This window comes from Sphingomonas natans (assembly GCF_030546695.1).
Taxonomy (GTDB): domain Bacteria; phylum Pseudomonadota; class Alphaproteobacteria; order Sphingomonadales; family Sphingomonadaceae; genus Sphingomonas_I; species Sphingomonas_I natans.
On the sequence record NZ_JAUOTP010000007.1, the window covers coordinates 197,755 to 212,952 of the forward strand.

11 protein-coding genes are annotated in these 15,198 nt (G+C 65.6%); 6 read left to right on the plus strand and 5 right to left on the minus strand.

Translation table 11 applies throughout. The annotated features are described in order from the left end of the window. The first annotated feature begins 43 nt into the window (after positions 1-43). A complete protein-coding gene (locus Q4F19_RS15605; RefSeq protein ID WP_303544291.1) occupies positions 44-5,041 on the plus strand; it encodes a hypothetical protein in 4,998 nt (1,665 codons plus the stop codon). A 100-nt stretch (positions 5,042-5,141) separates the two neighbouring features. Beyond that, complete coding sequence (locus Q4F19_RS15610) at positions 5,142-5,600, plus strand: hypothetical protein (protein ID WP_303544295.1); 459 nt, start codon at positions 5,142-5,144, stop codon at positions 5,598-5,600. Between the two features lie 7 nt (positions 5,601-5,607). On the opposite strand, the gene Q4F19_RS15615 is transcribed toward Q4F19_RS15610, so the two are convergent. From Q4F19_RS15615 to Q4F19_RS15630, 4 genes are all read right to left on the minus strand, one after another. After that, positions 5,608-5,967, minus strand: coding sequence for a hypothetical protein (locus Q4F19_RS15615; RefSeq protein ID WP_303544298.1), 360 nt, complete (start codon positions 5,965-5,967; stop codon positions 5,608-5,610). 128 nt (positions 5,968-6,095) lie between these two features. Further along, complete coding sequence (locus Q4F19_RS15620; protein WP_303544301.1) at positions 6,096-6,476, minus strand: response regulator; 381 nt, start codon at positions 6,474-6,476, stop codon at positions 6,096-6,098. Further along, positions 6,473-8,977, minus strand: coding sequence for an ATP-binding protein (locus Q4F19_RS15625; RefSeq protein ID WP_303544304.1), 2,505 nt, complete (start codon positions 8,975-8,977; stop codon positions 6,473-6,475). Before Q4F19_RS15625 ends, Q4F19_RS15620 begins: the two co-directional genes overlap by 4 nt. Further along, positions 8,974-9,615, minus strand: coding sequence for a response regulator transcription factor (locus Q4F19_RS15630; RefSeq protein WP_303544306.1), 642 nt, complete (start codon positions 9,613-9,615; stop codon positions 8,974-8,976). The genes Q4F19_RS15625 and Q4F19_RS15630 overlap by 4 nt, the downstream gene beginning before the upstream one ends. A gap of 144 nt (positions 9,616-9,759) precedes the next feature. Here Q4F19_RS15630 and Q4F19_RS15635 point away from each other — a divergent pair, with 144 nt between their 5' ends. The 4 genes from Q4F19_RS15635 to Q4F19_RS15650 all read left to right on the plus strand — a co-directional run bounded on the left by Q4F19_RS15635 (position 9,760) and on the right by Q4F19_RS15650 (position 14,675). Further along, positions 9,760-10,419, plus strand: a complete 660-nt coding sequence (locus tag Q4F19_RS15635) for a response regulator (RefSeq protein WP_303544437.1) — start codon at positions 9,760-9,762, stop codon at positions 10,417-10,419. Between the two features lie 83 nt (positions 10,420-10,502). Beyond that, positions 10,503-11,591 carry a spore coat protein U domain-containing protein gene (locus tag Q4F19_RS15640; RefSeq protein ID WP_303544310.1) on the plus strand — a complete coding sequence of 363 codons (1,089 nt, stop codon included), beginning with the start codon at positions 10,503-10,505 and terminating at the stop codon, positions 11,589-11,591. Positions 11,592-11,710: 119 nt separating this feature from the next. Next, on the plus strand, positions 11,711-12,727 hold the full coding sequence (locus tag Q4F19_RS15645) for a ThuA domain-containing protein (RefSeq protein ID WP_303544312.1): 1,017 nt from the start codon (positions 11,711-11,713) through the stop codon (positions 12,725-12,727). Between the two features lie 112 nt (positions 12,728-12,839). Then, entirely contained in the window at positions 12,840-14,675 is a 1,836-nt protein-coding gene (locus tag Q4F19_RS15650) for a CHASE3 domain-containing protein (protein ID WP_303544315.1), read from the plus strand. A 33-nt stretch (positions 14,676-14,708) separates the two neighbouring features. On the opposite strand, the gene Q4F19_RS15655 is transcribed toward Q4F19_RS15650, so the two are convergent. Continuing rightward, positions 14,709-15,185, minus strand: a complete 477-nt coding sequence (locus tag Q4F19_RS15655; RefSeq protein WP_341850197.1) for a group I truncated hemoglobin — start codon at positions 15,183-15,185, stop codon at positions 14,709-14,711. Positions 15,186-15,198: the final 13 nt, after the last annotated feature.

A 15,198-nucleotide genomic window follows, 5' to 3' on the forward strand; every position in this document is an offset into this window, starting at 1 on the left:
AACCACTCCGGCGCACGCACTGTGCGCCGGAGGCCGACGTCTCATGCCTTTCGCACGCGCCCCGCTACTTTGCCTTGCCGCCCTGATCGGGCTGGCCACGGCCGCGCCTGCGGCCGCGGAGCTGGTGACGCGCGTCGACAATACGGCGACACTCTCGTTCGGCAGCGCCGACGCGCGCCAGAGTGTGTCGTCCAATACGACATCGCTGGATGTCGACGTCACCAAGCGTCCGACGACGCTCAGCTTCCGATTGCTGCCGCCCGGCTATCAATTGTCCGGCATGACCTGCGAGACATCGCCCAAGTTGCGTTTCGTGCCCGCACCGATCGATCAAGCGACGCTCGAAGCCGCGCCCGTGCTCGAGACGCTCGATATCGACACGCCGATGATCATGGTCCTCGACAATCAGGCCGGCAATCACGATCCGAAGGCTCGCGAGACGAGCTGGATCACGGTTACCGCGGACAATTTCGATATCGTCTTGCCCCTCGTGGAGACGGGCGAGAATACGGGGGTGTTCGCCGGAGGTGTTCCATCAGGCGGTTCGGATCCGGCAACGTCTGCTTGCGATCCTACGCTGACTCGCCGCGCTAGACTGAAGTTGTCCTTCATAGAGGATGACTATAGCCTCCCTTCGACTTTCTCACTGCTGATCGATCCGGCGGGCTATGTGTTCGATTCTGAGACCGGCGCGCTGGTGGACGGCGCCGAGGTGACGTTGCTCGACGAAAATGGCCGGCCGGCAGAGGTTTATGGCGACGATGGCAAGAGCCGCTATCCCGCCACCGTCATCAGCGGCGCATCGGCGACCGACGCGAGCGGGCGCAAATATGTGTTCGCGCAGGGCCATTATCGATTCCCGCTGGTCGCGGCCGGGCGCTATCACCTGCAGATCGCGCCGCCTGGCGGCTATACGGCACCCTCGAAAAAGGATCGCGCGGCGCTCGATCTGCTGAAGGACCCGACCGGCCAGCCTTTCCTGCTCAACGAGGCGTCGTTCGGCGGCACGTTCGAGCTTTCGGACCCCGATCCCTTCTACTCCGACATTCCTCTCGACCGCGCCGGCGAGACGGTCCTGCTGCTGACGAAAACGGCGTCAGTCCGTGAAGCATCGCCGGGCGACTTCATACAATATCGGGTAGTCCTTCAAAATAGAGGGACAGTCCCCGCATACAATATCCATCTGACGGATATTCTTCCGCCCGGTCTGCGATTCGAGCCCGGTTCGCATCGCGGAGCCGAGCCGCCCAAGGTCGGAGGCAATGGCCGGAACCTCGATTTCGAGGTTCCGGTCGTCGCGCCGAAGGCGAGCGTCGAGGTGCGCTACGTGGTGTCGGTCGCACCGGGCGCGCCCGCGGGCGAGGCGATCAACCGCGTGCTGGCCTCTGGCAGCAGTGGCGTCACGGCGAACGAGGCAGCGGCGGCGGTGCGCCTCAAGCCGCTGCTGTTCACCGATGGGTTCACCGTCATCGGCCGTGTGACCGAGGGCGATTGCAGCGATCCGATCGATCACCGCAAGGGACTTGGCGGCATCCGGCTATTGATGGAAGACGGAACCTATGTGGTTACCGATCATGACGGTCTGTACCATTTCGAAGGGGTCCGGCCCGGCCGTCACGTGGTCCAGCTCGATACGGCGAGCGTTCCGGCGAGCCACGAGGCCGTGGCGTGCGACCAGGACACCCGCCAGGCGCGCAGTGCGATCTCGCGCTTCGTGGAGAGCGATGGCGGCCTGCTGAAGCGCGTCGACTTCCAGCTCCGCCCGACGGGCAAGGCCGCGACGACGAAGCAGGCGCTGCCGATCTTGGTGGCGGACGAGGCGACCGCCGCGGGCAATCGCGACTGGTTCGCCGGGCAGCAGCCGGGCGTGGAGATGCTGTTCCCGCAGATCGATCACAATCCGCGCGCGCCGGCGCTCCGCGTGGTCATCAAGCACCTGCCGAGCCAGCACGTGGCGCTCAGGATCAATGGCGTGCTGAGCGATCCGCTCGCCTTCGACACGACCGATACCGATCCCACGGGCACGATCGCGATCTCGCGCTGGACCGGCCTGCCAATCGGCGAGGGCGATAACCGGATCGAGGCGCGGATCCTCGACGCGCAGGGTGCCGTCGTCACCACGATCGAGCGTGTCGTCCACTCGGCCAGCGTCGCGTCGCACGCGGCGATCGTGCCGGACAAGAGCCGCCTGGTCGCCGACGGCGTCACGCAGCCGCTACTGGCGGTGAAGGTCACCAATCGTGACGGCCATCCTGTGCGCGACGGCACGCTGCTGCCGTTCCACGTCGATCAGCCCTATACCGCGGCGGTGGATGCCGAACTGGCGCAGGCGCGCCAGCTGACGGCCGGCGGCCGCGCCACCACGACGGCGCGCGTCACGGGCGACGAAGGCCTGGCATTCATCGCGCTGGAGCCGACCACGCAGGCGGGTTCCGTGCACGCGCAGGTGACGCTCACCGAAGAGAAGATGACCCGCACCAGCGATATCCGCGCGTGGCTGTCGGCATCGGTGAAGGACTGGATGGTCGTCGGCTTCGGCAGCGGCACGCTCGGCTACGACACGCTCAACAAGCATCGCGGCGCGCTCGACGGCAGCGGCGCGGGCGAGAGCGTGCACGATGGCCATCTCGCGCTCTACGCCAAGGGACGGATCAAGGGGTCCTGGCTGGCGACGATCGCCTATGACAGCGATCGGACGCGCGATCGCGATCGCGGCCTGCTGGGCGTGATCGATCCCGATCGCTATTACACCGTCTATGGCGACGGTTCGCGTCAGGGCTATGACGCGCCGACCGAGCGGAAACTATATCTCCGCCTCGAGCGCCGCGAATTCTACGCTTTGTTCGGCGATTACGAGACCGGCCTCACCGACACCCAGCTCGGTCGCTACAGCCGGACGCTCAACGGCGTAAAGACCGCCTATAACGGCAATCACCTGACTTTCACTGCCTTCGGGGCGCACACCGACGAGCTGTATGCGCGCGACGAGATCCAGGGGAATGGCCTCAGCGGCCCGTATCGCCTGTCCGGCCGCGACATCGTGCCCAACAGCGACAAGCTTCGCATCGAGGTGCGCGATCGCTTCCGCTCCGAGCTGATCGTGTCCTCGACGCAGATGACGCGGCATATCGATTACGACATCGATACCGCGCTCGGCACGATCCGCTTCCGCGAACCCGTCCTGACGCGCGATTCCAGCCTCAACCCGATCATCATCGTCGTCGATTACGAGACCTATGGCCGCGGGCGGAAGCTCGTTGCGGGCGGGCGTGCCGCGCTGAAGCTTGCCGGCGACAAGGTCGAAGTCGGCGCGACGGCGCTGCGCGACGAGACGATCACCGTCGCGACGGTGCTGGCGGTCGATGCCAAGGCGAAGCTGGGGCAGGTTGCGGAACTGCGCGCTGAAGCGGCGACCGGCGGCAAAGACGGGCTGGAATCCGGCCGGGCGTGGCTCGTCGAGGCCGAGCACCACAGCCCGTCGCTCGATCTGCTCGGCTATGCGCGCCAGCAGGATCTCGGCTTTGGCGTCGGCCAGCAGAATCTTGTCGAGGCGGGCACGCGCAAGTTGGGGCTGGACGGGCGCCTGCGCCTGACCGAGCGGCTCGCGGTGACGGGCACCGCCTGGCATCAGGACCAGCTGGCGACGGGAGGCGAGCGCGATGCCGCCGATGTGCGGATCGAGCTGCGCCGCGCGCGGGGCACGATATTCGTCGGCAGCCAGCTGGCGATGGATCGCGGCATCGACGGCAAGAACCGGGACTCGCGCCTGCTGACCCTGGGCGGCACGCAGGCTGTCATGGACGGCAAATTGACATTGTCCGGCCAGACGCAGATCGCGCCCGGTGGCGACAAGGACAGCGTGGATTTCCCGATCCGCCACCAGCTTCAGCTTGCCTACCGCGTGACCTCGGATGTCCGCGTGCTGGGCGGTTACGAGATCGCGCAGGGCAAGGATTTCACCGCGCACACGAAGCAGGTCGGGTTCGACGTCTCGCCCTGGGCGGGCGCGAAGCTGATGAGCACGATCAATCAGCAGGGCGTCGGCAATGCGATCGGCGAGAATGGCCAGCGGACCTTTGCCCAATATGGCCTCAACCAGTCCCTGCCGCTCGGCGAGAAGTGGACGGTCGACGCGACCGTGGATGCGAGCAGCACCGTGCGCGGGCGCATCCCCGAAGGGGCCGTCATCAACGCCTTCCAGCCGGTCGCCTCGGGCGGCACGCTGGCGCAGGACGGCACCAACGGCGATTATACGGCGGTTACGATGGGCGCCAATTATCGCGCGCGGCTGTGGTCGTGGAACGGTCGGCTTGAAGTCCGGCGCAGCGACGCCGGCAACCGCATCGGCCTGACAAGCAACGTGCTGCGTTCGCTGGGCGAGGGAAGGACGCTGGCCGGCGCGGTGCGCTGGTATCAGGTCAAGCAGGATGGCGGCGCGACGGCGGCCTATGCCACCGCCGATGTCTCGCTCGCGTGGCGGCCGCTCGACAGCCGCTGGTCGATCCTTGAGCGGCTGACGGCGCGCAACGAACGCGCCGACGCAGGTTTCACCGATCGCAACGTCCTCGGCGTGCCCGCTTATGGCGGCGGCTATCAGGCGACGCTGCGGTTCATCAACAATGTCGCGGTCAATTACCGCAGCGGACCCGAGGGGCAGGGCCACGGCATCGAGGCGACGCTGTATTACGGTGTCAAATGGGTTCGCGGCAGCTTCGGCGCCGACGATTATTCGGGCTTGATCGACGTGATCGGCTTCGATCTGCGCCGGGATCTCGGCCGCAAGTTCGATGTCGGCGTCCAGGGATCGACGCAGCATGCGTGGGAGCGCAAGAGCATCGCCTTCAGCGGCGGGCCGACCGTCGGCGTCTCTCCCGCCACCAACGTGTGGATCACGGCGGGCTATAATGTCGCCGGCTTCCGCGATCGTGATTTCAGCAAGGATCGCTATACGAGGTCCGGTCCGTATCTCACGATGCGGCTCAAGTTCGACCAGCGCACCATCGGTGATGCGGCGAGCACGGTGCTGGGACGGCGATTTTAGGGCATCGCGATTCGCGCATCACCGCGGCGTATCGGAGCCGTTTGCGGGAACTTTGCTTGGACTAGATTGTCCTGCGTAACGATTTTGGTGCGGCTCGGATGTGGCGTGCTCCGGCACCGGCTGTTTGAGGATGTTGATGAACTACGCCAGCCTTGTGGCCGCTCAGCTGGCAATCGATCGCTTCGTGCAGCAATTGCTCGATCTGGTTCGCGCCCGGGATGCGCGCCCGGCGGCGGCGGCGTTTACACTCGAGATGCTGGCGGCGGCGCTGCGCGATCATTTCGCGGTAGAGGATGCCGTCGTTCTGGAAACGATTGCCGCAACGAAAGATGCTCGTCATGCGCTGGCCGCGCAGGCGGCACAGGCCGAACGCGAGGCGCTGAAGACGGATTGGGCGCGCTATCAGGATCGGTGGGCCGATGCGCAAATCGCTGTCGATTGGTCCGGGTTTTCAGCGGACAGCATTGCCCTGCTGGGCCCGTTTCGCGAGCGCATGAACCGCGCAGCCGCGATCCTCTATTCGCTGGCGCTTCACTATGACGTGATCGGAATCGATTGATGAGCGCTCAGGCGATGAGCGGGAACAGGGCCTGCTCTTCATAGCGCATCCGCCGGAGCAGGCGCGCGAGCAGCGCCCGCGCGGAGGCTCGATAAGCGTGCCATCCATCCTGGATCGAGCTTACCGACCATTCGATCATATGCGCCGAGACGGCTGCGTCGAGCTCCGTGTCCAGCCCGTGATAGACGGCGGCATGGGTCTTTGAGAGGCCGGGAAGCTTCATCCGCTCGACGGCCGAATGAACCGAAAGTTCGCGTATCAGCTCCCAGCGCAGCCGCGGGAAGGCCATATCGACCGGGGGCGAGCTTGCCTCGAGAAAGGCTTCGAGCCGGCCGACGATCGCGCGGAGCCGCTCGTGGTCGTCCATCAATCGCGCGATCACTGCTCGTCCTCCGCTGCGATGCCACGCTCTGCGAACAGACTTAACGGCGCCTTTCGAGGACGCGCGAAGCGACGCCTGCTTCGACCATCGTCTGAGCGGTCGGCGATTTGGCGTCAGCTGGATGCGCGGAGCAGGTCGCGGACTTCCTGGGCGAGCCCGATCGGATCGAACGGCTTGATGATGACCCCGGCTGCACCGCGCGAGCGATAATCGGCAACGTCGGCGGCACGGCCCCGGGCCGTCATGAACAAAACGGGCAGCGTTTCGGCGGCATCGCGCTCGCGCAGATGCTCGAGCACCTCCAGTCCATCCATGCCGGGCATCATCACGTCGAGGATCGCTACGTCGGGCAGCCATCCCGTGTCGACGATCTCGAGCGCTTCCCGACCGGACGCGGCGACGCGGACGGACAGGTTCGGATCGAGCCCCAAAGACAAGGCAACGATGTGGCGGATGTCGTCGTCATCGTCGACATACAGGATCGACAGCGTCACGCATCGACCTCGCGCGCGACCCGGGCACGCACGAGCCGGCGCACGGTGGCCTTGAGATCCGGGATTGAGCCGCGCGCCTTGACGAGAACGGCGTCCGCTTGGGCGACGATCTCCGATGCCGTGTCTTGCGCCGAATAGATGATCGTGGGGATCGCTAGCCCCTCGGGATCGACGAGGAAGGGCAACAGATCAAGCCCGGAGCCTGACGCCAGCTGGATATCGAGGATCACCGCGTCCGGCGATGTCGTCTGCAGCAACGCCCTGGCCGATACGACATCCGTCGCGGTAATGATGCGCACTTCCGGCTCCAGCGCGGCCGCGACCACATCCAGCAGATCGCGATCGTCATCGAGATGCAGGACGAGCGGGCGGCGCGAATCCGTGCGCTGCAGCGCGACGCGCAGCGCGGACGACAGGCGATCGGTACCGCCGGCCTTGTCGATCCAGTCGATCATATCGAGCGGTGAGATCTCCTCGCCCTCCGCGAAGGCGTTCGGGGACACGACGATGATGGGCCCGCGGAAGGGCATTTCGCCATCGCGGGCAAAGCGGGTGAAGGCGAGGCCACCGTCGGCGGGAAGGTTCAGATCGACGATGAGCGCGGCATAGTCGCCTCGGCCCAGCGCCGCCCGCGCCTCGGCATCGCTTCCGGCCAGATCATAGGCGCAGCCCTCCTTGACGACCAAAGCGGCCAATTTGCTGCCGGTCGCGTCGTCCTGCTCGCAGATGAGGATGCGCGGGGCATCCACGTCATGCTCGGCGACCGCGCCGATCCGCGGCAACGCGAAGGCGAAGCGCGTGCCGCCGCCTGGCCTATCCTCGAACCAGATCGTGCCGTCATGGCGCGAGACGATCTCGCGCGAAATCGCAAGCCCGAGACCCGTTCCGGACGAATGATGGCTGGTCGAGGCTCGCTCGAACCGGCCGAATATCCGGTTTCGGAACGAGACCGGGATGCCGGAGCCCCGATCTTCGACCGAAACCACCGCGCGCCCGCCCGGATCGATCGCCACCGACAGGTCCACCGTCGATTCCGCGGGCGCGGCGCGGATCGCGTTCGACAACAGATTGGTGATCACCTGCAACAACCGATCCGGATCTCCCGAGACCAGGACCGGACGGTCCGCCTGATGGCAATCCAGACTGACATCGTTGCCGCGCGCCAGCCCTTCGCTGCCGGTACAGGCCTGATCGAGCACGAGGCGCAGATCGATCGGCTCGCGGACCATGTGCAACTGGCCGGTCTCGATCCGATCGATATCCAGCATGTCGTTGATCAGTCGGATCAGGCGCCGCGAATTGTTTTCGGCAATCTCCACCAGGCGTGACGCGCTTTCGGGCAGCGCGCCGGCGCTGCCTGCGCGCAGCAGTCCCAGCGAGCCGACGATGGACGTCAACGGCGTGCGCAGTTCGTGGCTGACGGTGGACATGAGATCGTCCTTGACCCGCTCGACCCGCTTGCGCTCGGAAATGTCGCGCAGCGACACGACGATATGATCGCCGCTCGGCAGGCTCATGACGCCCATGGCGACATCCACGGCGATGGAATGTCCGTCGCGGTGCAGGACCGTGCGATCCGCGAGGAACGAGCGCCCGAGCTGTCCCTCGCGCAGGTCGAGGCGCTTGTGAAAGCTGCCTTCGCCCGGCGCGATATCGATGATCGATGCGATGTCGCGCCGCTCCAGATCCTCGCTCGCGAAGCCCAGCATCGCGGTGGCGGCGGCATTGATGCGCTCGATCGTCCCGCTCGGGTTCAGGATCAGGATGGCGTCGATCGTACTGTCGAGGATGACCTCGTTCCGCTCGGCCGCCTCGAACGCTTCGACCAGGGCCGCAAAGCGCTGGCGATGCAGCCGCCATCCCGCAAAGAGGAAGGTCAGCAGGATCGCAATCCCGCCAACGCAGACGAGCACAGTGGCCTGCTGGAGCGCGGTGCGCTGGGCGAGATAGGCTGTCCCGCGGTCGTGCGACAGCGCCGCTTCGCGATCGATCATCGCGCCGATATTGCGGCGAAGCTCGGCCATGACCTGCTTGCCCGAACCGGTCGCGACGCTGGCGACCGCCGCGCTGCGATCACCACGCTCGGCCGCCGCGATCGTGCGATCGAGCTCCGAGAATTTCGCGGCGACGAGCGCCGTGATCCGGCGCGGATAATCGCGCGAGACATCCGCGTCGTAGTGATCCCGCATCGCTGCGAGCTGTCGCATGACGGCAGCCCGCGCCGGCGCATAGGGCTTCAGGAAATCCGGATTGCCAGTCAGCAGGTAGCCGCGCTCTGCCGCCTCGGCCCCTTTCAGATTGGACAATAACAGGATCTGGTCGATCCGCCGGTCGTACGAGGCAGCTGCGAGCGTGCGAAGGCGCTCGGATCTCCGAAACTCGCTCTGCAGCACCAGCAAGGCTGTTCCCAGCACGAGCGGAACGAGAAGAGCGATCAGGATAGAGCGCCACGCACGCGGCTCACGAACATAGAGTGCCGACCAACGTTCGCGCTGCGTCACCGCGTTGGCGCCTCATCGACTTCGAATAACGGCCGCACTGCCAGCAGCGCCTGCGTCCGATTGGACACTCCGAGGCGCCGGAATACCGCCGTGAGATGCGCTTTCACCGTTGCCTCGGTGACGTCCAGATCGCGCGCGATCTCCTTGTTCGATCGGCCATCGGCGAGCGCGAGCAGCACCGCATTCTGCGCCGGTGAAAGATCGGCGATGCGGGCGCGGGCGGCCGCGATCGTCGGGCTCGCCGCGATTTCGGACGGAAAATAGGTGCCACCCGCAACGATCCGCTTCAGGATTGCTGCAATCTCGTCGATCGGCCGGCTCTTGAAGACGAAGCCGGCGGCTCCGAGCGCTTTGGCGGCCTCGACGAGCGACGCCTCTTCGCGCGACGTGATCATCACGATCGGAACGTGCGGATCCTGATGCTGCAGCTTCAGAAGGCCGGAATAGCCATGCGCATCGGCGAGCTGGAAATCCAGGAGGATCAGCCGAAACGCAGGCTTGGACTGCATCGCCACCATGGCGTCCGCAATCGAGGCCACGCCTACGACCGTGGCGCCCGGCAGCGTCGCCCGCGCCGCAAGCGACAGCCCCTCCCGCGTCAGCGGGTGATCGTCCACCACCAGGATGCGGCCGCTCATCCCAAACTCCTCTTGCAGCGCAGCAATAGTACTGCGTCAACTTTGACGGCCTTGGAGAACGAGAATAGACCTGAGCCAATGTAAAGGCAACCAAACTCAAATCGGACCTATTATATGGTCAAATCCGTCCCGTTTCCTCTTGCGATGATTGTCGATGGCTCGGCAGTGAACCGAGTTTTTGCCAGAAATGCGCTGAATCGTGCGGGTTGGAGGACGATTGAAGCGGTCGACGGCCTGGAAGCATTGGTCTCGCTGAATGAGACCCCTTCGCTGATCATCATACCCGCCAATATGGATGGAATGAGCGGGCGCGAGTTTGCCGCGGAATTGCGCGGCCGCCATGATGCCTTCGCCAGTATCCCGATCATCGCGCTCATCGCGACGCATGTCGGCAATGTCGGCCTTCTCCACGATCTCGGCTTCGACGATGTATTGGCAAGGCCCTATACTGCGGCCGAACTGGTCGCCGTTGCCGAACGCTGGCGCCCGGAAGGCATGCCGCCGGGGCCCTTGCGTCTCGAGCAGGTCTTCGGAAGCATCGAAATGGCCTCGATGATCGCGGGTCTGCGCGATCTGCTGGAAGCGGCGCTGGACGGACTGGACAAGGATGATGCGGCCGCCGTCGCGCATCGGGTCGCGGGCATCGCCGGCATCCTGGGCTTTTCCGATCTGGGGCGGGACTGGCGCTTGCTCTCGGAAGGCAAGGGCCCGGCGACGGCGACGCTGAGACGGCGTACACGGCTCGCCATTGCCGAGATCGATCGCAATTTCGAACTGAAGCGATCGGACAAGGATCTCAACTGAGCGAAGCAGACGCTTGAGCGTCGGGCTTATCCTTCGGTCTAATCCTCGCAACGGTCCGGAGGCCGATTAAGCGATTTTCAACGATGGCCCCGCACGGCAATCGGATGCGTCTGTACGGACTGGGTCTTTCTTCGCCGCGTTCGGCGCTCCGGGCGTTCGCGCTGGGGCTTGTGGCGGCGATGGCGATCGTCGCCGGGCCGGCTCGTGCCTGCGACGTCGCGACGCCGATCGCCACCAACGTGGGCACCTTCTCGCCGGCCGCGATCAAGGCGAGCGCGCCCTTCGCCAAGACGGGTGCGGGGTTTTCCTGCTCCAGCTTCAGCGTCCTGACGGTGCTGAGCGGTAATTTCCTGAAGGCGACCGTCGCAACCGGCACCCAACTGAAGCTGACTTCGGCCGCGAGCGATATCGTGACCTACAAGCTCTTCGCCGACAGCGCCGCGACGATCGAGATGAAGCCCGGCGTCGATGCTTATTATATGAACGGCGTCCTTCTCAACCTGCTCAATCTGCTCGGTGACGGATCGATCAACGTCCCCGTTTACTTCAAGCTGGCAAGTGCGGCAGCTGTCCCGCCGGGCATCTATACCGGCAGCTTCTCGGTCACCTGGACCTGGAATTTCTGCAACGGCATCGCCGTGGCCGGGCTGTGTGTGGGGACCACCGATTCCGGGACGAAGGCCGGCGTCGTCAACGTGACGCTGACCGTCGAGCCGAAGCCGCCGGTCATCGGCCTCGCTTTGGGCCAGCCGACATGGGACGGGGTGAACGGAACCAACAAGCCGAAGGCGATCCCCGGCAGCAAGCGGCGCCTGATCCTGACCGTGACCAATCCGGACATCGTCGCGACCGAGGCGGATGCGGTGCAGATGCTGCTGCCGACGCCGGCCGGAATGGTGATCGCGCTGGACGGCGACGGCACGGGAATGGGTGCGGTCGTCCAGCCCAGCGAGGGCAGCCCGGCGTCGGGCCTGATGCTGACCTATGCGTCTCCGAGCAGCACGAGCGACCAGATCGATTTCTCGTCCGACAACGGATCGAGCTGGAACAGCTATCCGGTGGCCGGCAATCCTTCCTCGCAAGCGAGCGTCACGACCGTCCGGGCGCGGCCGCTGGGCAGCATGGCGGCGCTTTCATCCTATACGGTGACGATCCCCTACAGCGTGAAGTGAGCGGTGCCGCGGTCGGCTCGGTCGCTGAATCGCCATCGGCGGATCTCGGAAGACGCCGATCCCAGGTCGGCAGCGCCTGCGACCTGCGCTAAGAATGCCGCAAAATCGGGAGAGGCGCGATGATGCGGGCGATCAAACATCTGGGGTGGCTACTTGGCGCGGTATCGGCTGCGGCCGCGGCAGCACAGACCGGGCTGCCCGGCGGCGCCATCAACCGGAATCTCGGTGAGATGGATTACGGCGTCTGCCGCGGCACCGATCCGGCCTGCTTTCATGACTGGCCACGCGCGCCGGCGACCAAATATCGGATCCTGGTGTTCACGCGGACGGGTGCGTCCCGGCACGCCAATCTCGGCAAGGTATTGCCAGGCGGGCTCAACCCAGCGCTCGGCGAGGACAATGTCGTGCAGCGTGCGATGTTGCGCATCGCCGCCGAGAATGGCTGGGACATCGACTATACCGAAGACGTCGCGCAGATGACGAGCCTGACCGGCTATAATGCGGTCATCTTCCTCTCGACCTCGCGCGATATTCTTGATGATGCGGCCAAGACGGCGCTTCGGCAATATATGCGGGCGGGCGGGGGCTTCGTCGCCGTCCACAACGCCTTCGGCACGCTCTACAACTGGCCTTATTACGAGGGGCTGCTCGGCGGCGCGAACTTCTACGATCATGCGCCGGCGCGAGACGGCGATGTCGTGATCGTCGATGGCAAGGACACCTCGACCAGAGGCCTGCCGTCGCGCTTCCGCTTCCATGACGAATGGTACAATCTCGTGCCCTTCCCTACGCGCGTCCGCTTCCTCGCGACCGTCGACGAACGGTCGCTCCCGATCCCGGCCGTCGCCGACACGCCGGCGGCGGTGGTCGCGACGATGGGGGCACCCGGCGCCCGGCTGCCCGCCGAGATCGTCCGTCCACGTTACCCGTCCGTGGTCGGCAGGCACCCGGGTCACGGCACCTTCCACCCGCTGGCGTGGTGCCAATATTATGACGGTGGCAAGGTCTGGGCGACGACGCTGGGCCATGACGCCAAGGCTTTCGAGAAAAACGGCCAGCCGGGCGCCGCCGAGTTCCAGGCGATGCTCATCGGCGGCATCAAATCGGTGATGGGTCAGGCGCCCTTCTGCCGCTAGGCGATCGCGCGGCCGTATTCGAGCCAACGCGACCATTGCGAAAGCGATGCTGCCCTATTACGCGGCCGTAATAGCCGCAGTATTCGGCGCAAACGCCACAGGATATCGGATCATGACGCGTCGCTCGGCCCAGGCGCTCTTCCCCCTGGCCATCGGCTTCTTCGTGCTGATCGTCAGCGCCTGCGTCTCCATCTGGCTTTCGGAGCGTCAGGAGACCGCCACCAGCTGGGTGCGCCACACGCTCGAGGTCGAGAACCGGCTCAACGTGGTGCGCCGGCTCGTGCTCGACGCGGAATCTGGACAGCGCGGTTTCCTGCTGTCGGAGCGCGCCGCTTATCTCCAGCCCTACGAGGCCGCGACCGAGCGCCTGCCGACCGAGCTGGAGGCGCTGCAATTGGCGACCGGCGACAATCCGGTCCAGCAGGCGAATGTCCGCGCACTCAAGCAGGCAGCTCAGACCAAGCTGTACGAACTCGGCGGGAGCATCGAGCTGGTACGGCTCGGCCGGCCAGCCGAAGCGGTAGCGGTGATGCGGACCGACGTCGGGCGGCGCTACATGCTCCGCTTCGTGACGATCCTCGAGCGGATGGCGGCGGAGGAGGATCGGCTGCTCGCCTTGCGGACGGCCTCGGCTGGCTGGGCGACGATCGCGTCGCGCGCAGCGCTGCTGCTGAGCGCCTGTCTGGTCGTGTGGCTGGCGATCTTCTCGGTGCGCGAAGGCGCGCGCCGCGTCCAAGCGCTGGAGATCACCAACGAGCGGCTCCGCCAGGAAGCGCTGGCGCGGCAGAGCGCGCAGTCCGAAGTCCGCCAGTTGCAGAAGATGGAGGCGGTCGGCCAGCTCACCGGCGGCATCGCGCACGACTTCAACAATATGCTCGCGATCATCATCGGCAGCCTCGACATGGCGCGCCGCCGGCTGACGGGCCAGGAACATCCCAAGGTCGCAAAGTTCATCGACAGTGCCATCGACGGCGCAGAGCGCGCCGCGACGCTGACCTCCCGACTGCTGGCTTTCTCCCGGCGACAGCCGCTCGAGCCCAAGGTGCTCGATTGCAACAAGCTGGTCGCCGGGATCTCCGAAATGCTTCGCCGGACGCTGGGCGAGCGGATCGAAGTCGAAACGGTGCTGGCGGGCGGGCTGTGGCGCGTGTGCGCGGATCCTGCCCAGATCGAAAGCGCGCTGCTCAATCTGGCGGTCAACGCCCGGGACGCGATGCCCGGGGGCGGCAAGCTGACGATCGAGACGGGCAATGCCGAGCTCGACGATGCCTATGCCCGCGCACACGAGGAGGTGACGGCCGGCCATTATACCGTCCTGTCCATCTCCGACACGGGAAGCGGCATGACGCGCGAGATCATGGAGCGCGCCTTCGATCCTTTCTACACGACCAAGGGGGTCGGCAAGGGCACCGGGCTCGGCCTCAGCCAGGTGTTCGGTTTCCTCAAACAGTCCAGCGGCCACATCAAGATCTATTCCGAGATCGGCCACGGGACGACGGTGAAGCTCTATTTCCCCCGCTACGTCGGCAAGGACGACACGCAGGACGTGGCCGCGGCACCCGAGCAGACCCCGCTGGGCGATCCGGATGAGATCATCCTCGTCGTCGAGGACGAAGCCGCGGTCCGCAAGGTCTCGGTCGATGCGCTGCGCGAGCTCGGCTACACCGTGATCCACGCCTCGGACGGGTTCCAGGCGCTCGACAAGCTATCGGCGCATCATGGCGTGAAATTGCTGTTCACCGACATCATGATGCCGGGGATGACGGGGCGGCAACTCGCCGACAAGGCGTTGGCCGATCATCCGGAGCTGAAGGTCCTCTACACGACCGGCTATACGCGCAACGCGATCGTCCATAACGGGATGGTCGATTATGGCGTGGCGCTGCTGCAGAAGCCGTTCGCGCTGCAATCGCTGGCGCAGAAGGTGCGCGACGTCCTCAACTCCTGAGATAGGCGCGCCGGCGCCGGCGATCGGACGCGCCTATTTCTGGACGACGTCGTGGTTCATCGGCGCGAGCTTCGACAGCAAGCGGTTCTGGGCCTGGAAGGGCACGCGCTCCGCACGCATCGCCTGCTGAAGCAGGACGACCAGCCGGTTCATGTCGCCGCGCTGGACGCCGAGATCCTTGTGCGCGGCGATCATGTCGCGGCCCGAATAGGCGCAGCCCGCATCGAGCAGATAGCAGAATTGCTCGAACAGCGTCCGGCTCAGGCGGACCTTGTCATGGCCTTCGAAAATCTCGCCTATGACGGGATCGGCATAAGCGGCGGTGAGGGTGCGATCGATGATGCGGCGGATGCCGTCCTGCCCATGAAACGCCTTCGCCATGCCTTCGCCCGCAAAGGGCGACGCCCCGGCATTGGCCGCGGACGGCGTATAAGGATCGACCGCATCCTCGCCGGGCACGGCATAAGGCACGGCCTGAAGGAACAGGAGGGCGATGACGATGCTCTGCATGATCGAAATCCGG

Bases quoted from the DNA above. Each gene is read 5' to 3' on its own strand.
- Q4F19_RS15605 (WP_303544291.1), top strand. From the start codon at position 44: ATGCCTTTCGCACGCGCCCCGCTACTTTGCCTTGCCGCCCTGATCGGG.
- Q4F19_RS15635 (WP_303544437.1), top strand. From the start codon at position 9,760: ATGATTGTCGATGGCTCGGCAGTGAACCGAGTTTTTGCCAGAAATGCG.
- Q4F19_RS15630 (WP_303544306.1), bottom strand. From the start codon at position 9,615: ATGAGCGGCCGCATCCTGGTGGTGGACGATCACCCGCTGACGCGGGAG.
- Q4F19_RS15650 (WP_303544315.1), top strand. From the start codon at position 12,840: ATGACGCGTCGCTCGGCCCAGGCGCTCTTCCCCCTGGCCATCGGCTTC.
- Q4F19_RS15640 (WP_303544310.1), top strand. From the start codon at position 10,503: ATGGCCCCGCACGGCAATCGGATGCGTCTGTACGGACTGGGTCTTTCT.
- Q4F19_RS15645 (WP_303544312.1), top strand. From the start codon at position 11,711: ATGATGCGGGCGATCAAACATCTGGGGTGGCTACTTGGCGCGGTATCG.
- Q4F19_RS15615 (WP_303544298.1), bottom strand. From the start codon at position 5,967: ATGGACGACCACGAGCGGCTCCGCGCGATCGTCGGCCGGCTCGAAGCC.
- Q4F19_RS15655 (WP_341850197.1), bottom strand. From the start codon at position 15,185: ATGCAGAGCATCGTCATCGCCCTCCTGTTCCTTCAGGCCGTGCCTTAT.